Origin of the sequence: Chitinophaga pinensis DSM 2588 (assembly GCF_000024005.1) — a bacterium.
Lineage (GTDB): Bacteria > Bacteroidota > Bacteroidia > Chitinophagales > Chitinophagaceae > Chitinophaga > Chitinophaga pinensis.
Genome location: NC_013132.1, coordinates 1,530,769 through 1,548,202 on the forward strand (window position 1 = coordinate 1,530,769; position 17,434 = coordinate 1,548,202).

Genomic DNA, 17,434 nt, shown 5'->3' on the forward strand with positions numbered 1-17,434 from the left:
GTCCTACTTAATCATCAAACACCTTCCCGCACGGAAAGCAGTTGTTTTACCATGTCTTCCAATTCCTTCACACGTTTTTCCAGATCGGGCAAATTTCTAAAAATTGCCTGACTTTTTAAGGAGCTTTTATAATCAAAAGCAGGAGATCCCATTAGGGCTGAATTCGGTTCTGCAATAGATTTAGACAGGCCGCTCTGTGCATTGATTTTGGTGCCATCAGCCAGCTGGATGTGTCCAACCAAGCCAACCTGACCACCAATCACACAGTTCTTACCAATTTTAGTACTGCCGGAAATACCCGTCTGTGCTGCTATAACTGTATTGGTGTCTACATCTACGTTGTGCGCGATTTGGATCAGGTTGTCCAGCTTTACGCCCTGGCGGATGATCGTAGAACCCATAGTTGCACGGTCAATAGTGGTATTGGCGCCGATCTCAACATCATCATGAATGATCACATTACCGATCTGCGGTACTTTTTTATAGGTACCGTCAGGCTGAGGTGCAAAACCAAAGCCATCTCCTCCGATCACACAACCTGCGTGTAATATCACACGGCTACCCAGTACACAATTCTCGTACACCTTTACGCCAGGGAAGATAGTTGTATCGTCCTGTACGATCACGTTATCACCCAGATAAACTCCAGGGTAGATCTTTACGTTGTTACCGATCACGACATTCTCACCCAGATAGGCGAAAGCACCGATGAAAACATTCTGTCCGGTCTTTACAGATGCAGGAATATGAGACGGTTGTTGAATACCCGTCTTATTACTCATGATCTGCTTATATTTTTCAAGTAAAAGGGCGAAGGCGCTGTAGGCGTCTTTTACCCTGATAAGCGTCGATTTTACAGGTTTTTCCGTTACAAGGCTCTCATTCACTATCAGTATGGAGGCATTGGTCGTATAGATAAACTCTTCGTACTTAGGATTGGCGATAAAGCTGAGCATCCCTTCACCCGCCTCTTCGATCTTGGCGATGTTGCTCACTTTTACGTCCGGGTTGCCTTCCAGCTTACCATCCAACATGGTAGCCAATTGTAATGCGCTAAACTGCATAGTTATTAATTAATATATGTTATCCGAATCTGACCAGCTATCAAAACGCTCAATTTTGCCTATCGTATTTTTTTTATTCTTAATTGATAATTAGCCATTCATCAGATTTTTGGATGACAAATGTAGAATTTTTTTACGGGTATAGCCAGAGTATGACTAATCAGGGCATTATCAATGGAGGAAATGTCTTTTACAGTGCCGTCTTTGAAAAGAATGTTAATCTTCTCGTTGTTCATATTATATGTACTGAGGCAGGCAGTTCCGGTAAAAACAAAATAATCCAGGTCGGCGCCGCTAATGCCATATTCCCGTTGTACCTTTTGTTTCAGCAGCTGGATACTTTCTATGTCAAATGCCTCACTATTCAGGACGCATTTGAATAAGTTTCTGTCAATGAGCCATTTACATAATAAGGAGAGCACTTTGTCCGGATGTTGCGCCCAGACTTTAATGGCGCCCATAATGTCATAGTCATCCAGCAGACAGAACTGCTGCAGACAGGACGGTTCCTGCTCAAAGTTGGCCGCGGTAATAGTATGGTATAGAAAATACTGCAAGGCCGGTGAGGCAAAAAGCGTAACGCCCTGTAAAGCCAGTTCTTTGGCCCTGCGCAATATTTTAACCAGCAGATTCTCCGCACTCAGTACCGTTTTATGCAGGTATACCTGCCAGTACATCAGCCTCCTCGCTATAATGAACTTCTCTATTGAATAAATTCCTTTCTCTTCCACCATGAGTTCCCCACGGTGTACAGTCAGCATCTTAATGATCCTGTCGTAGCTGATCACCCCCTCAGAAACGCCCGTATAGAAGCTGTCCCTGTTCAGGTAGTCCATTCTGTCTACATCCAACTGACTGGATACCAGCTGGTGCAGGAACGTCTTATGGTACCGGCCGTTGAATATCTCTATCGTCAGCGTCAGTGCTCCATCCATTTCCTTGTTCAGTTCCTCCATCAGCCACTGACTGATCTCTTCATGCGATACACCTTCAATAATGCCATTCTCCAGTGCATGTGAATACGGCCCATGACCTATATCATGCAAAAGTATGGCCATCTTTGCAGCAACCTCTTCCTCTTCTGTGATATCCACTCCCTTCCCCTTCAGTTCCGAGAGCGCACAGCACATCAGGTGATAGGCTCCCATGCTATGATGGAAACGGGTATGCATTGCGCCCGGATAAACAAGGTGCGCCAGCGCCATCTGATGGATCCTGCGCAGGCGCTGATAATAAGGATGGGAAATCAATGTAAAGATCAACGGATGGTCAATCGTGATGAAACCATATACCGGATCGTTTACAATTTTACGCTTGCGTTCTGCCATTGACCGTTCTCCTTTAGCTAGACAAAGCTACGTTAAGGAATTATTATCTGTAACTTTTTCTAATGTATAGACGCACGAAGGAAGTCTTTCCCCTATCTTACCCGCTATTTTAACTATTTTTATGATCGAAATTATTAATATTTGACGATAGCTTACGGAACATGTTGTTTTTTAACAATTTATTGTGTCCCCCGGAAGGCGGAGGAACGGTTTTTGACCAAATGATATCTTAACTTGAGTACGATAGTTGTTAGCGCCAACTATTCTTTACCTTACTATAAACACCTTACTTGAATGAGTCAAATAAATATACTTTGGGTAGATGACGAGATAGAATCACTGAAATCACAGATTATGTTCCTGGAAACAAAGGGCTACAAAGTGTCAGCACTCACCAATGGGTATGACGCGCTTGAGTTCCTGAAGGAGCAGGTGGTCGATGTGGTGCTCCTGGATGAATCTATGCCGGGTATAACCGGGTTGGAAACGCTGGGTAAGATCAAAGAGATCGATCAGCAGATCCCGGTAGTGATGATCACCAAGAATGAGGCAGAGAATGTGATGGATGAAGCTATCGGTTCACAGATCACGGATTACCTGATCAAACCCGTGAATCCTAACCAGGTACTCCTGTCCCTGAAAAAGATCATTGACAACAAGCGTCTTGTGGCTGAAAAGACCACCATCGCTTACCAACAGGAGTTCCGCAGCCTGTTTATGGCGCTCAACTCCAACCCTGACTACAATGAATGGATGGATATTTACAAGAAACTGGTATACTGGGAGATGGAAATGGGTAAAACCAACAGTCCGGAATTGCTGGAAGTACTGAATACCCAAAAGGCGGAAGCCAATACGGAGTTTGCCAAATTTATCAGCCGTAACTACGCCAGCTGGGTAAGTCCCAAGGCCAAGGAGGCACCTGTAATGTCGCATACCCTGTTCCGGGATAAGATCGTACCCTCCCTGGACAGCGAAGTCGCCAATTTTGTCATTATAATAGATAACCTGCGCCTGGACCAGTGGAAGGCCATTTTGCCGATCTTCCTGGAATCGTTCCGTCTGGTGCAGGAAGATACTTTTTATAGTATCCTGCCTACCTCTACCCAGTACAGCCGTAACGCGATTTTCGCGGGTATGCTGCCGGTAGATATTGAAAGCCGTTTTCCGCAGGAATGGAAAAATGACGATGAGGAAGGTGGGAAAAACCTGCATGAAGAACATTTCTTTGCCGACCAGCTGCGCCGCCTGAAAATGGATACACGGTTTTCCTACACCAAGGTAACCACCCATAATGACGGACAGCACCTGGTTAACAATATTCACAACCTGATGGCCTATCCCCTGAATGTCATTGTCTACAATTTCGTGGATATGCTCAGTCACGCACGTACCGAAATGGAAGTGCTGAAGGAACTGGCCGCAGATGAAATGTCTTATCGCTCCATTACCGCCAGTTGGTTTGAACACTCTCCGCTGCACCAGGCACTGAAAAAAATCTCGGAAAAAAAGATAAACCTGATCATAGCGACCGACCATGGTAACGTGCGCGTCAAAACGCCGATCAAAGTGATCGGAGATAAGCAGACCACTACCAATCTGCGCTATAAGCATGGCCGTAACCTTAATTACGAGGCAAAGGAAGTACTGGCGTTCAGAGATCCGAAAGAAGCCGGACTGCCCAGGCCGAACGTGAATTCCTCTTATATATTTGCGAAAGAAGACGGCTATCTCTGCTATCCTAATAATTATAATTACTTTGTTAATTTCTACCGGAATACTTTTCAGCATGGCGGTATATCACTGGAAGAAGTGATCGTACCTGTGGCCAGACTGGTGAGTAAATAGGAGCTCCCGGCTTTTTCCTTATTTTTGCCGAATGAATTTTAAAGTCACGCCCAATAACCTCACCCGCCTCGAAAAAATATTTGGAGAGGCTAAGTATGAGTTGCGTTTTGAAAAAGGAACGTTCAACTCAGGCTATTGTGTACTTGAGCACAAGAAGGTGGTTGTAGTTAACAAATTCCTGAACCTGGAAGGCCGTATCAATACCCTCCTTGATATCCTTGGCGGTATGGATCTGGATGAAACTATGCTGTCGCCGGAGTCCCTGAAACTTTACAAACAGGTACTGGAAAACAGGAATGCGCCGGACGCAGAAGACAACACCGAAGAAAAATCACCTTCACCCGAACAACCTTCAGAAAATTGAAAGTAACCTTTTTAGGCACAGGTACATCACAGGGCGTACCTGTAATCGCCTGTGGCTGTCAGGTCTGTGTTTCCTCCAACTCAAAGGACAAGCGTCTTCGCAGCAGCATCCTGATCAGTGATACGCCCGCCGGTAATATTGTGGTAGATACCACACCGGATTTCCGTTATCAGATGCTCAGAGCCGGTGTAAAACACCTGGAAGCAGTGCTGATCACCCATTCACATAAAGACCATATCGCGGGTATGGACGATATCCGCGCTTTCAACTATTTCCAGCAGCGGGCCATTGATATCTATGCGACGGAATTCAGTCAGCAGGTGATCCGTAATGAGTTCTCCTATGCTTTCGCAGAACAGAAATATCCCGGTATTCCGGAGCTAAACCTGCGTACACTGACCAATGCGTCTTTCAATGTTAACGGACTGGATATCGCCCCTATCAATGTAATGCATCACCGTATGCCGGTGATGGGATTCCGCTTTAACGATTTTACTTATATCACCGACGCCAACTTTATCGCCGAAGAAGAAAAAAAGAAGATCATCGGTTCCAAAGTGCTGGTATTGAATACCCTCAGAAAAGAAAAACATATCTCTCACTTTACGCTTGGCGAAGGCATCGAACTTGCCAGAGAACTGGGCGTTCCCCAGGTTTATTTTACACATATCAGTCATCAGCTGGGATTACATGAAGAAGTATCTGCAGAGCTGCCGCATGGTATGGCGCTCGCCTATGACGGCCTGGAAGTGATACTGTAACTTTTAGCCTGTAATACCCGTTTTACTGGAAATCCCCTTCTATGCGATTTGTAGCTGTTTCACTGTCATTAACAGGGCTGTTCCTGTTTCTCCCTGCCTGTGATAAGAATGACGATCAATCCGCATCAGAAAAAGGATCCGAAGGAAGAGTGGTACTTTATAGCAATACAGGCTCCGGATGGACCAATTGTCATGATCAGCAAACCTATGAACATGTACTCAATACTACATTGAGTGATGGCGTGTGCTTCTTTCGGATCAGCAACGATACGTATTACCGACAACTGACTAAAATATCCCTTACATGAAACCTTTATCTGCGATGATACTGTTAAGCGGCCTGTTGATGGCATCAGCCGGCTGTAGCAAAGATGACGCGAAGGATAATAACATCCTTCAGAAAGGATTGAGAGGCAAGATCATCTATTCTTCCTGCGCAACGACCGTTGTACAGGTGCTGAATAAAGATATTGGTGCGGAATGGACCAACTGCCACAATCAGCAGACTTTCCAACATGTGATCGGTGTCAATATCATTAACCGGAATGGCATAGCGGCAGAAGCAGCATTTAACTTCAATATCGTTCAGAAAGAACCAGAAATGAAATGCGATATGGGGGATTGTGGCCCTATCAACTATGAGACGATTGTGATTACCGGCAATTAACCTCAAAATTTTATCTATATACGATCAACCTCTTTGTTATTCTGTAGCATTCTTTTATGGCTGCTCTTCACTGGCTGCCGTAAAGACGAGGATCAATATTATGTAGGCATCGTTGTATATCAGTCCTGCACAACAACCGTTGTGGCAGTCACTAACCGGGATTATGGTGTAGCCTGGACCAACTGTCACAACGGAGCACGTTATGAACATGTTTTTGAAGCACACGTTTCCGGTACAGGCCATCTGGGAGATGGGCTGCATCCAGGTGACAAAATCAGGTTTGAACTGGCGCCCGGAGAATCATTTGCACACTGCAAGGTAATGGACTGTACGCCTTCACTGACAGCCACTGTTATTCTCCGGTGAGTTTAACTTCGTATTAACCAAATCCGGCTATTTATGCGATAATTTGCCCTGCTTTAAAATCGTTAACCCATGAAGCAGGCATTATGGAAGGCTTATTGCAGCTTTTCAGTCAAAGAACGGCAGGGAATTTTATTACTGTTATTAGTAACAGTTGTCTGTGCAGCAACACCTGCTTTGTGGGAGTATTGTATGCCACCGGCAGCCCTGAAGACGGACAGTACTTTGCTGGCTGAGGTCAGGGCATTCCGTTCGTCTTTGTCTGCGACAGCTGTTAAAGGAAGTGATGACGTAAAACATCACCAGCGATTTTACTTTGATCCGAATACAATTGATGCTGAAGGATGGAGCGCGCTCGGGCTACCGGAGCGTACTATCCGGATGATAGCACGCTATCGGGATAAGGGAGGGCAATTCCGCCGTAAAGAAGATCTGTTGCGGATCTATGGACTATCGCCTGTACTTGCCTGTGAACTGTTACCATACGTGCGTATTTCCGCCCCGGTAGCGAAAAAAGATACCGGTTATCCGTCAGGGACTGCCTTTGCTGCCAGACAACCTTATAAGGTGGGAAAGCGCATCCCGCAACTGGATATCAACACCGCTGATTCAATGCAATGGGAAGCACTCCCGGGTATCGGACCGGTGCTGGCAGCGCGCATTGTGAAATTCAGGGATAGGCTGGGCGGATTCTATACAGTCGCACAGATAGGCGAGACTTTCGGATTGCCGGACAGTACATTTAATAAAATTCAACCGTACCTCAGATTGTCTACAGTTTCACTAAAAAAACTGGACCTCAATCAGACGGATGAAAAATCTTTGGCACAACATCCATATATCCGCTATAAACTGGCGCGGTTAATCATACTGTATCGTAGTAACCACGGGGCTTTCAGGCGACTGGATGACCTTCTTGGCATACCATTGGTAGATGATAGTATTTATCGTAAAATTGAACATTACATCAAAACAGAAAATTCCCCTTTATGAACTTTGAGCCCACTGAAATGCAGCAACAGATTACACAGGTGATTCGCGATTTCGGAAAGATACATATGCAACCCTATATCCTTGAATGGGATGAGAATCAATCTTTTCCTGTTCAGTTATTCAAACAGTTGGGAGAACTGGGGCTTATGGGCGTACTCGTACCCGAAAAATATGGCGGCAGCGGCCTGGGATACCTGGAGTATGTCACCGTGATCAGTGAAATAGCAAAGATCTGTGGCGCTATCGGATTGAGCGTGGCAGCACATAATTCACTCTGTACCGGTCATATTCTGCAATTCGGATCAGAAGAGCAGAAACAGCGTTATCTGCCAAAACTCGCCAGTGCTGAATGGATTGGCGCCTGGGGACTAACAGAGCCGAATACAGGTTCTGATGCCATGAATATGAAATGCGTAGCACGCAGGGAAGGAGATGAATGGGTACTCAATGGTACCAAATGCTGGATTACACATGGTAAAAGCGGCGATGTGGCCGTTGTGATCGCGAGAACGGGAGATGTCAGGGATAGCCATGGTATGAGCGCTTTTGTGGTGGAAAGAGGAACGCCGGGTTTCAGTGGTGGTAAAAAGGAAAATAAATTGGGTATGCGGGCTTCTGAGACCGCAGAAATGATATTTGACAATTGTCGTATACCGGTAGCCAACATGCTGGGTAATGAAGGAGATGGTTTTATTCAGTCGATGAAAGTATTGGATGGCGGACGTATTTCTATCGCCGCACTTTCGCTTGGTATCGCAAAAGGCGCTTATGAAGCTGCGTTGAAATATGCACAGGAAAGACACCAGTTTGACAAGCCAATTGCCAGTTTTCAGGGTATCTCATTTAAACTGGCGGATATGGCCACAGAGATCATGGCGGCAGAATTACTGACCATGCAGGCCGCAGATGGTAAAACAAGAGGGGCGAAGGTGACGCAACACGCCGCTATGGCGAAATACTATGCCTCAGAGGTGGCGGTAAAAGCAGCTAATGAAGCTGTACAGATCTTTGGTGGTTATGGCTATACAAAAGACTTCCCGGTGGAGAAATTCTACCGTGACGCCAAATTGTGTACAATAGGAGAGGGTACTTCTGAAATACAGAAGCTGGTGATCGCCCGCGAAGCGTTAAAATAATAGGAACAGATTGTTATAAGTGGTCACACCGTCGGGCGTTGCCCGGCGGTTTTTTATTTGTTTTAAGGACCATATTGGCTGCCGTTTTCCGCTATTACTTGTATGAAAGACAGAAATAGTTATCAATTTCAAAGACTGAGGCATGTGGGCTATACTCTCTTCACACCTTTTCTTATCTTCATCTGACTAAATTAACTATGTCATGAGCTTTGAAGAACAATTACACCAAATGTTCCCTACAGCTGACGCAATTCCAGCCGAATACAGGCTGGAGAAGGAAGTACATCAGCGGGAATACCTTTCAGGTGGTGAGATGAAACCATGGAATGGCGATGTGCATACAGTGTTATCTCCGATCTGTATTCAGACAGCCAACGGACTGGAGAGAAAAGTGATTGGTTCCTATCCTTTATGTGGCCCGGAAGAGGCGATGGCCGCGCTGGATGCAGCAGTACTCGCCTACAATGACGGTCGCGGAGAATGGCCTACAATGCCGGTTCCTGAACGTATTGCCTGTATGGAGAAATTCACGGGTAAGATGATCGAAAAGAAACCGGAGATCGTTCAACTCATTATGTGGGAGATCGGTAAATCTTATGCCGATTCCGTTAAAGAGTTTGACCGTACTATCGAATATATCAACACGACCATAGACGCACTTAAAGATCTGGACCGCAACTCCAGCCGCTTTGAAATTGAACAGGGTATTATCGCCCAGATCAGGCGTTCTCCATTGGGCGTAGTGCTTTGTATGGGACCATTCAACTACCCGCTGAATGAAACCTTTACCACGCTGATCCCTGCGCTGATCATGGGGAATACAATACTGTTCAAACCACCGAAACACGGTACTTTATTACACTATCCACTGCTGGAAGCTTTTGCCAGCTGTTTCCCGAAAGGTGTTGTAAATACCATCTACGGTCGTGGTAACGTAATTATCGGTCCGTTGATGGAAACGGGTAAGATCAATGTCCTGACACTGATAGGTAGCAGTAGGGTGGCTAATCAGCTGAAGAAAATGCACCCGAAAGTAAACCGTCTGAGAGCCATCCTCGGACTGGATGCTAAAAATGCTGCTATTATCTCTGATAAGGCGGATCTTGACCTTGCGGTACAGGAAACGGTACTGGGTTCATTGTCATTTAACGGACAGCGTTGTACTGCCCTGAAGATCATATTTGTGCACAGCAAAGTGGCAGATGTATTCCTGCAGAAACTCAGTGCCGCTATCAGCCAGCTGAAAATCGGTATGCCATGGGAAAAAGGCGTGTTCCTGACCCCATTACCAGAACCGCAGAAACCGGCTTACCTGAAGGAGTGTATTGATGACGCCATTGCCAACGGCGCAAAGATCATCAATGAAAACGGCGGTGCTGCCTATGAATCATTCGTGTACCCGGCGGTGTTATATCCGGTAAACGATAAGATGAAATTATACAGAGAGGAGCAATTTGGTCCGGTAATTCCAGTCATCCCATTTGATGATATCGAAACGCCGATCGAATACCTGATTGAATCAGATCATGGTCAGCAGGTAAGCCTGTTCTCCAATGATGCTGACGAACTGGCTTCGCTGATAGATCCGCTGGTGAACCAGGTAAGCCGCGTTAATATCAATTGCCAGTGTCAGCGTGGTCCCGACGTATATCCGTTCACAGGACGTAAGGATTCTGCAGAAGGTACATTAAGTGTACCAGATGCATTGCGTGCATTTTCGATTCGTTCAATGGTTGCCACAAAACAATCGGAAATGAACAAAAATTTGCTCAATCGAATCGTAAATGATCAGACTTCAAACTTTTTATCAACAAAATATATATTCTGATCAAAATATTATTCGAGGGTAAAATAATTGTTACAACACTATGATATAGTTGTTTAACTATATTTTAAAATTATAATGTGAAGATTATTATTATCTTTTTTTGCAAAAAAATGACTGTTAGTGGCTTAGGGTGATGGAATTGTGGATTAAGAACGTTAAATTTGGGTTAATTCATCACTCTTTACCATTTATCAACCTTCAACAAAAAGAAAGACAATCGAAACATTTTTACGCAACCCACAAGAAAAGCATCCGCTTCCACAAAGCGGATGTTTTTTTGTCCTGCGGAGAGTGTATAAACGATCGCTCTAACTGTTAGTAAGTCCCAGGTATGTGATCGACTACCGGACGAAAAGGAAAAAGGCCGATCTGTCTCAGACAGATCGGCCTTTTATTATCCTTTACTCCTGGTTTAGTGCTCCAGGAAATCATTTTCTTTACTTTCATCGGTTGTGCCACTAGTGCCTGCTCTTTTTTCAATATCTGCAAACCATTTTTCTACAGTACCTGACAGAAATACGGGCACTTTTCCCCTTACATACTCTTTCAGTATTTCGAAAGTTTTCACTGCCTGCTCATTGGAGAGTCCGGCTTTTTCTTGAAGTTCTTTTAAGAGGTCCATATCGTATTACTTTGAGTTTAAAGGTAGGAGAAAATGCAGTAAGTATGAATTATATTCTATTTTTGCCGGAGCAATCCCCTATACCTATGAGCAGAATACCTGTTGGAATCCGCCATTTTACCAGGCGAGCCCTATCCAAAGAAGAGGCAGGATGCATTGACGCAATGCCTGGCGCGTTGCAACTCGAATATGTCCAGTATTACTTTCACATCTGTCAGATCCCGGTGTTACCGACGAAAGCCGGCTGGTATGCACGTAATAAAGAGAATGTGATTGAAAAATTGCCGGAGGACATAGCTGCGCAACTCAATGCTATCTATCATCCCCGTGTTTCTCTCTGGGCCTGTCTGGGACCATTGATGCTGATCACTGTCGTGGCGCTGGCCTTCCTTGTAAAAGGACTGGCTGCGTACTACACGGAAAAGCATATCCTATGAAGCATGATAAAAAACGCATCAGGTATAAGCCGCATTATTAGAAAGAAGATTGCTGCTGCTAACTTAATCGTATATGTTAGTCCGGCATAACCGTCTTTGCTATGGCCGGTTTGTGCTGAAGATATACATCGGGCAACGGCTTATGCCCATCAATAGTAATACTGCTATGACATTATTCCCTGCCTTATAAGACTATACCTATGTTATTCATTTTTGGCACTAATTCCTATGTCAGGAAAACGATCTATCCTTCCGAGTTAAAAATGGAAGTACCGGCTGATATCAGCCGCTTTGAGTATGTACAACACTATATGCATCTCTTTTATCTTCCTGTTATGCCGGTAGACGCGGAATGGATTGCCCGTAGTAAGGAAAACAAGCGTAAATCGTATAAGGTCAATGAGCTGCATGAAGAAGCGCTCTGGAAGTTGTATGACCCTGGCGCTCCGCTGATAAGTTTTCTACTTCCAGGCGTGCTGTTAATTGGATTGCTGGTCTTCTTTGGCGTCAATATAATAAGGACAGAAGTGGAGAGCTTTAGTGGTAACAGTGAGCGGGCTGACTGGAACAATACCGCCGGTATCAGGGAACAGCTCAATCATGCTGTTGAGAATGACTATCTCAGGTTTGGTAAGAAAGTCTTTGGTGAGCGGGAGCGGCCGATATATGCGAAAGTATTATCTGTGAAAGATTCCGCTTTGCTGTTGCAGGTGGCAGATACGCTAAGTGGCCAGTTTTATCGTGCGGAAAACCTGGCTGAGCTATTTGATGATCATATACCCACTATTCAGCCCGAATGGGTCCGCATTGATGCGCTTAGGGGAATTACCTTAAAGAACCGTAATATGGCCCTATTTGGGGTTAAAAACCTATCGCTGAAGCAAGTTGGGCATATAGAAGACAAGCGGATCTTTGATGTAAGGAAAGTAAACAGTTATGGTGAGCAGGATGAGCTGGTCATGGAGCATACAGGAAAGGACATCAGCATGACTGCTATAAAAAGCCTGGAAGGGAAGATCGAGCCAGCTGATAAAACCATGAGCGCTCCCTATGCATTACCCTCGTTGTTCTCATTGAAGTACCATATTCATAAAAAAGATAGTACTGCCAGATTTAAGGTGACCCTGAAAGATATGAAAGGACGTTATTCCTATTATACGGTTGCTGTGAGAAGTGATGAAGAGCAGGCGGTGATCACGCGGGATAGTCTGTAAAAAAGAAAAGGCGTCCGTGAATAGCGGACGCCTTTTTTATTTCCCTGTAGTATTAGTATAGTGCGTTTATTAAGCGACTTTCAGCTGTACGAGAGTCGATTTGTCCAGTCTTTCTTCTGCATAAGCCCTTGTCAGTACAAAGGTACTTTCACTAGAAGAAGGCAGGTTAAACATTGCGTCGCTCAGTACCACTTCACAGATGGAGCGGAGACCACGTGCGCCGAGTTTATATTCCATTGCTTTCTCAACGATATAATCTACTGCATCGTCTTCGATTACCAGCTCAATACCTTCCACTTTGAACAGTTTCTTGTATTGTTTTACCAGTGCATTTTTCGGCTCGGTCAGAATAGCTTTCAGCGCTTCATGATCGAGTGAGTTCAGGTAAGTCACTACCGGCAGACGACCCAGCAATTCAGGGATCAGACCGAAAGCCTTGAGATCCTGGGAATTGATGTAGCGAAGAATGTGCTTTTTGTTCTCTTCTTCTCTGTCAGTGTTAACGGTGAAGCCGATACTGTGTGTCTGCACCCTGCGGCTGATGATTTTATCAACGCCGTCGAATGCGCCACCGCATATAAACAGGATATTCTGTGTATTTACTTTGATAAGTTTCTGCTCAGGGTGTTTACGACCGCCCTGTGGTGGTACGAGTGCTTCGGTACCTTCCAGCAGTTTGAGCAGACCCTGTTGTACACCTTCACCGCTTACGTCGCGGGTGATGGAAGGGTTATCGCTTTTACGTGCGATCTTATCGATCTCATCGATATATACAATACCACGTTCAGCAGCCTCTACATCGTAGTTACATACCTGTAACAGGCGGGTCAGGATGCTTTCTACGTCTTCACCTACGTAACCTGCTTCCGTAAATACGGTCGCATCTACGATGGTAAACGGTACATTCAGCAGACGTGCGATAGATTTAGCCAGCAGGGTTTTACCCGTACCGGTTTCTCCTACCATGATGATATTGGATTTCTCGATTTCCACATCGTCATCACCAACTTGTTGATTCAGACGTTTGTAGTGGTTATAAACGGCAACGGCCAGTATTTTTTTCGCGTCGTCCTGTCCAATTACATATTCATCCAGGAATTTCTTAATCTCTACCGGCTTCGCCACCTTAGGAACGAAGTGGGAAGGCGCTTTCTTGCCTTGTTGCTGAAACAGCTCCTGTTCTATGATTTCCTGCGCGTTTGCGACACAGTTCTCACAGATATGACCTTCAGCACCAGCAATCAGTATCTGCACTTCATCTTTTGAACGGTTGCAAAATGAGCAACGGATTTTGGACTCTTTCATAGCTTACAAAGGTACATTAAAAGGGGGAATGGAATTAGATAAAAAAAGGGTGCTGAAAAGTCATTTTCGCACCCTTTTTCATTTAACTTTTTCCGTAATCTATTATTGCGGAGTGTTGTTTTCCTGCTGTTTTCTTGGATTTCTGGTGAGTACGTCATCAATGATGCCGTATTCTTTTGCTTCATCAGCAGTCATCCAATAGTCACGATCTGAGTCTTTCTCGACTTTCTTCACTGGCTGACCGCAATGGGTAGCGATGATTTCGTTCAGCTCTTTTTTCAGCTTAACGAACTCACGTGCAGTGATTTCGATGTCGGAAGTCTGACCTTCTGCACCACCATGAGGCTGGTGAATCATCACCCTTGCGTGTTTCAGCGCGGTACGCTTACCTTTTGTACCAGCTACCAGCAGTACAGCGCCGAAAGAGGCGGCCATACCAGTACAGATAGTTGCTACATCAGGAGCGATGATCTGCATTGTGTCATATATACCTAAACCTGCATAAACGCTACCACCTGGACTGTTGATATACATCTGTATATCACGGGTACGGTCTGTAGATTCCAGGAACAGTAACTGAGCAGTAATGATATTCGCTACATAGTCATTTACAGGGTCTCCCATGAAAATGATACGATCCATCATCAAACGAGAAAACACGTCCATGATTGCCATGTTCATCGGGCGTTCCTCGATGATGTTTGGCGTCAGGGCATTGATCTGATGACGGGTATAGCTATCTACTACCAGGCTGCTGATCCCTCTATGCTGGATGGCATATTTCCTGAATTCGTTATTAATGTTCATGATGGTGATGTTTATTAGGTAATTTAGCAAATTCTTCGGCTGTTACTTCCTCTTCCTTCACATTTACCTTATTTTCTGCCCAATCAAACAATTTCTGGGTCACCATTTCGCGGTAGGTCTGGTCCACGAATTTCTCATCCTGCAGCAGACGCTCCAGGTAGCTGTCCAGCCAGTCAGCGCCATCGGTAGCAGCAGCACCACCAAAATAGCCCATAACTTTCTGTTTAGCAGCTTCTTTCACCTCGTCGAAAGAAACGTCCAGCTGATTTTCGCGGATCAGTTTATCGCTGATGAGTGTCCAGCGTAACTGATGATCAAAACCTGGATATTCTTTGTCAGCTTCTTCAGCGGTTTTTGGCTTTTCGCCACCGGTCTGCAGCCAACGTTTCAGAAAATCCTTAGGCAGCTCAATAGGCGTCTCGTGAACCAGCACTTCGAACAGGTCGTTGTGCAGGCGGTTGCGGCTTTCGGCATCCCAGGATTTTTCTATTTCTGATTGCAGTTTTTCGCGGAAGGCTGCTTCAGTAGTGATTTCTTCAGCATTGAATACTTCTTTGAAAAACTCTTCGTTCAGTTCTCTTTTCTCTATTAATTCTACCTTGGTAATAGTCAGTTTATAGTATTTCGCAGAGATATCTTCGTGCAGACCCAGTACGTCGTGCTGGAACCACACCAGTTTATCTGCATCGATCGCAGCAGAAGCCAGCACTACAATGCTATCTTCTTTTTTCTTACCCTGCAGTTCTTTCTGTGTAGCCGCAGAGAAATTCTTTACGAGGAAAGAAACTTCTTTCTGCAGACCACCCTCTACAGGCGTACCCTGAGCGTCTGTTTCAACAACATTCAGGCCGAGTACATTATTTTCAGAAGAAATCGCTTCAACTTCTTCAGATTTACCACCTCTTAACTGCAGGCGCTCAATCTCTTCGTTCAGCATTTCCGGAGTAGCCTTGATCTTGTAACGTGTCAGGGTAGTCTTTCCGGACTCAAGTGGAGTCACTTCGAAAGCTGGTTTCAGACCGATTTCGAAATCGAAGTTGTATTCAGACGGGCTATTGATATCGAAATTTCTCGCTTCTTTGTCCAGGGACAGTGGCTGTGCAAATATTTCCACCTTCTCGTTCTGGATATATCCCATCAACTCTTTTTCCACTGTTTTCAATACTTCATCCGCGAAAATGGCCTGACCATGCATCTTTTTTACCATGCCTACAGGTACCATTCCTTTACGGAATCCTGGTATATTGGCGGTTTTGCTGAGTTGCTTTACTGCTTTGTCAAAATTGGGAAGATAATCTTCCTGGCTCACTTTCACAGTGATCTTATCATTCAATAAACCGATGTTTTCTCTGGTAACGGTTGCCATAATAGTTTAAATGTTCTTGTATGAAGCAATAATAATTCCTTGTTTGTATTTTCTGCCATGAAGTCACAAAGGCACGAAGGAATGGCAGCTATGTGGGAGTTACTTGGTGACTTAGCGCCTTAATGGCAATTTTCAGAAGCCGGTTGCCGGATAAAAAAAACGCTTAATGCTGAGGCAGTCTCTGCGTTAAGCGGTCAGCATCTTGCATTAAGCGTCAAAAAAAGTGCGGGTGATAGGACTCGAACCTACATGCCGTGAAGCACCAGATCCTAAGTCTGGCGTGTCTACCAATTTCACCACACCCGCATTTAATATTTGTAAGAACTATTTTCCCAGTACAGAAATACTGGGAAAAGGACTGCGAAGGTATGTTTTTTTATGAATAAAAAAAATCAGACCCAACAGAATTTTTAACTCACTGTCAGTCCTTCCACAACGGGTCTCAACAGATGGGCCAGCCGCTCGGAAAAAGTCCGTGTATATCGGTTGTCAGGGTCCAGTGTAGGATCAAGGATCGTAATATGCATCCCCTTGAAATATCCGGAGTTAACTAATGGTATCAGGGTTTCTTCCAGTTCCAGGTAGGAGAGGCCACCCTCTTCCGGACTGTCCACACAAGGCATGACATCATTGTCCAGTACATCTACATCCAGGTGGATCCAGAATCCGTCCAGTCCCGAATGCCCCATCATCGTCAGGAACTCCGTCGTTATGGCTTGTATCCCTCTCGCCCGGATAGACGGCAGGTCATAATAATGGACCTGGCTGTCCCGGATAATCTGTACATATTCCTCATCCAGCTCACGGTTCCCATAAGCATAGATGTGCTGCTCCATTATATATGGTCGCAAAGAGTGGATATCGCACAATTTAGGATGTCCGTTGCCGGATACGATCGCTAAGCCCATACCTGCCGCCCCGGCAGTGCCGGAATGGAAGGGTAACATATAATCATGGTGTCCATCCATAGAAAACAATCCGTAGCTGCCACCGGTACTCTTCAGTCCCAGGGCAGTACCTATCAGGATGCTACAGTCGCCGCCTATAACGATCGGGATAATATCCTTCTGAACGGCCTCACAAACCCTTTCTGCCAGTAGCTGACTATAAGCACAAATGGCATCGGCATTCCGGATCTGGCTGTCCGGGTCTATATCCATCGTATATGGAGGTGCAGGAACATTGATAACTTGAGTGATGCCGGCTTCTCTGGAAAAGCCGTTCCGGCGTAGTGCTTCCGGAAGAAAACGTACACCGGGTTCCACACCTGGACGCGGTTCTTTCAAACCCAGGTTGGATGGGGCCTCAATGATCATGAAATTACGCATCGG

At 45.2% G+C, this 17,434-nt stretch carries 18 protein-coding genes and 1 tRNA gene; 11 read left to right on the plus strand and 8 right to left on the minus strand.

Annotation, left to right across the window (positions count from 1 at the left end):
- Positions 1 to 14 precede the first annotated feature (14 nt).
- Complete coding sequence (gene lpxD / locus CPIN_RS06335) at positions 15 to 1,064, minus strand: UDP-3-O-(3-hydroxymyristoyl)glucosamine N-acyltransferase (protein ID WP_012788954.1); 1,050 nt, start codon at positions 1,062 to 1,064, stop codon at positions 15 to 17.
- A 101-nt stretch (positions 1,065 to 1,165) separates the two neighbouring features.
- Positions 1,166 to 2,392 carry an HD domain-containing protein gene (locus CPIN_RS06340; protein ID WP_012788955.1) on the minus strand — a complete coding sequence of 409 codons (1,227 nt, stop codon included), beginning with the start codon at positions 2,390 to 2,392 and terminating at the stop codon, positions 1,166 to 1,168.
- 294 nt (positions 2,393 to 2,686) lie between these two features.
- On the opposite strand from CPIN_RS06340, the gene porX reads away from it, so the two are divergent.
- The 9 genes from porX to CPIN_RS06385 all read left to right on the plus strand — a co-directional run bounded on the left by porX (position 2,687) and on the right by CPIN_RS06385 (position 10,352).
- The gene (gene porX, locus CPIN_RS06345) at positions 2,687 to 4,240 is read left to right on the plus strand and encodes a T9SS response regulator signal transducer PorX (RefSeq protein WP_012788956.1); all 1,554 of its coding nucleotides are present in this window, start codon (positions 2,687 to 2,689) and stop codon (positions 4,238 to 4,240) included.
- Positions 4,241 to 4,271: 31 nt separating this feature from the next.
- The gene (locus CPIN_RS06350; protein WP_012788957.1) at positions 4,272 to 4,604 is read left to right on the plus strand and encodes a hypothetical protein; all 333 of its coding nucleotides are present in this window, start codon (positions 4,272 to 4,274) and stop codon (positions 4,602 to 4,604) included.
- The gene (locus CPIN_RS06355) at positions 4,601 to 5,365 is read left to right on the plus strand and encodes an MBL fold metallo-hydrolase (protein ID WP_012788958.1); all 765 of its coding nucleotides are present in this window, start codon (positions 4,601 to 4,603) and stop codon (positions 5,363 to 5,365) included. Before CPIN_RS06350 ends, CPIN_RS06355 begins: the two co-directional genes overlap by 4 nt.
- 41 nt (positions 5,366 to 5,406) lie before the next feature.
- On the plus strand, positions 5,407 to 5,673 hold the full coding sequence (locus CPIN_RS06360; protein ID WP_012788959.1) for a hypothetical protein: 267 nt from the start codon (positions 5,407 to 5,409) through the stop codon (positions 5,671 to 5,673).
- Positions 5,670 to 6,032 carry a hypothetical protein gene (locus CPIN_RS06365; RefSeq protein WP_012788960.1) on the plus strand — a complete coding sequence of 121 codons (363 nt, stop codon included), beginning with the start codon at positions 5,670 to 5,672 and terminating at the stop codon, positions 6,030 to 6,032. The genes CPIN_RS06360 and CPIN_RS06365 overlap by 4 nt, the downstream gene beginning before the upstream one ends.
- A 33-nt stretch (positions 6,033 to 6,065) precedes the next feature.
- The gene (locus CPIN_RS06370) at positions 6,066 to 6,398 is read left to right on the plus strand and encodes a hypothetical protein (RefSeq protein WP_044217998.1); all 333 of its coding nucleotides are present in this window, start codon (positions 6,066 to 6,068) and stop codon (positions 6,396 to 6,398) included.
- 69 nt (positions 6,399 to 6,467) lie between these two features.
- A complete protein-coding gene (locus CPIN_RS06375) occupies positions 6,468 to 7,388 on the plus strand; it encodes a ComEA family DNA-binding protein (protein WP_012788961.1) in 921 nt (306 codons plus the stop codon).
- Positions 7,385 to 8,524, plus strand: a complete 1,140-nt coding sequence (locus tag CPIN_RS06380) for an acyl-CoA dehydrogenase family protein (RefSeq protein ID WP_012788962.1) — start codon at positions 7,385 to 7,387, stop codon at positions 8,522 to 8,524. Before CPIN_RS06375 ends, CPIN_RS06380 begins: the two co-directional genes overlap by 4 nt.
- Before the next feature lie 202 nt (positions 8,525 to 8,726).
- Positions 8,727 to 10,352: an NADP-dependent glyceraldehyde-3-phosphate dehydrogenase gene (locus tag CPIN_RS06385; RefSeq protein WP_012788963.1), complete on the plus strand. Its 1,626-nt coding sequence runs from the start codon at positions 8,727 to 8,729 to the stop codon at positions 10,350 to 10,352.
- Between the two features lie 412 nt (positions 10,353 to 10,764).
- Here the strand turns inward: CPIN_RS06385 and CPIN_RS06390 are convergent, their stop codons facing one another.
- The gene (locus CPIN_RS06390) at positions 10,765 to 10,974 is read right to left on the minus strand and encodes a hypothetical protein (RefSeq protein ID WP_012788964.1); all 210 of its coding nucleotides are present in this window, start codon (positions 10,972 to 10,974) and stop codon (positions 10,765 to 10,767) included.
- A gap of 86 nt (positions 10,975 to 11,060) precedes the next feature.
- Between CPIN_RS06390 and CPIN_RS06395 the strand changes: the two genes are divergently transcribed.
- Together CPIN_RS06395 and CPIN_RS06400 are read left to right on the plus strand one after the other, a co-directional pair.
- Positions 11,061 to 11,411, plus strand: a complete 351-nt coding sequence (locus tag CPIN_RS06395; RefSeq protein ID WP_148230514.1) for a hypothetical protein — start codon at positions 11,061 to 11,063, stop codon at positions 11,409 to 11,411.
- A 200-nt stretch (positions 11,412 to 11,611) separates the two neighbouring features.
- Positions 11,612 to 12,625 carry a hypothetical protein gene (locus tag CPIN_RS06400; protein WP_012788966.1) on the plus strand — a complete coding sequence of 338 codons (1,014 nt, stop codon included), beginning with the start codon at positions 11,612 to 11,614 and terminating at the stop codon, positions 12,623 to 12,625.
- A 69-nt stretch (positions 12,626 to 12,694) separates the two neighbouring features.
- Here the strand turns inward: CPIN_RS06400 and clpX are convergent, their stop codons facing one another.
- The 5 genes from clpX to CPIN_RS06425 form a co-directional block, all read right to left on the minus strand.
- Positions 12,695 to 13,930 carry an ATP-dependent Clp protease ATP-binding subunit ClpX gene (gene clpX, locus CPIN_RS06405; protein WP_012788967.1) on the minus strand — a complete coding sequence of 412 codons (1,236 nt, stop codon included), beginning with the start codon at positions 13,928 to 13,930 and terminating at the stop codon, positions 12,695 to 12,697.
- 102 nt (positions 13,931 to 14,032) lie between these two features.
- Positions 14,033 to 14,737: an ATP-dependent Clp endopeptidase proteolytic subunit ClpP gene (clpP, locus tag CPIN_RS06410; protein WP_012788968.1), complete on the minus strand. Its 705-nt coding sequence runs from the start codon at positions 14,735 to 14,737 to the stop codon at positions 14,033 to 14,035.
- Positions 14,727 to 16,103 (minus strand): trigger factor, encoded by a 1,377-nt coding sequence (locus CPIN_RS06415; RefSeq protein WP_012788969.1) that lies wholly within the window; start codon positions 16,101 to 16,103, stop codon positions 14,727 to 14,729. The genes clpP and CPIN_RS06415 overlap by 11 nt, the downstream gene beginning before the upstream one ends.
- A 224-nt stretch (positions 16,104 to 16,327) precedes the next feature.
- Positions 16,328 to 16,409: transfer RNA gene (locus tag CPIN_RS06420), tRNA-Leu, on the minus strand.
- 104 nt (positions 16,410 to 16,513) lie between these two features.
- Positions 16,514 to 17,431 carry an arginase family protein gene (locus CPIN_RS06425; protein ID WP_012788970.1) on the minus strand — a complete coding sequence of 306 codons (918 nt, stop codon included), beginning with the start codon at positions 17,429 to 17,431 and terminating at the stop codon, positions 16,514 to 16,516.
- Between the last annotated feature and the right edge of the window lie 3 nt (positions 17,432 to 17,434).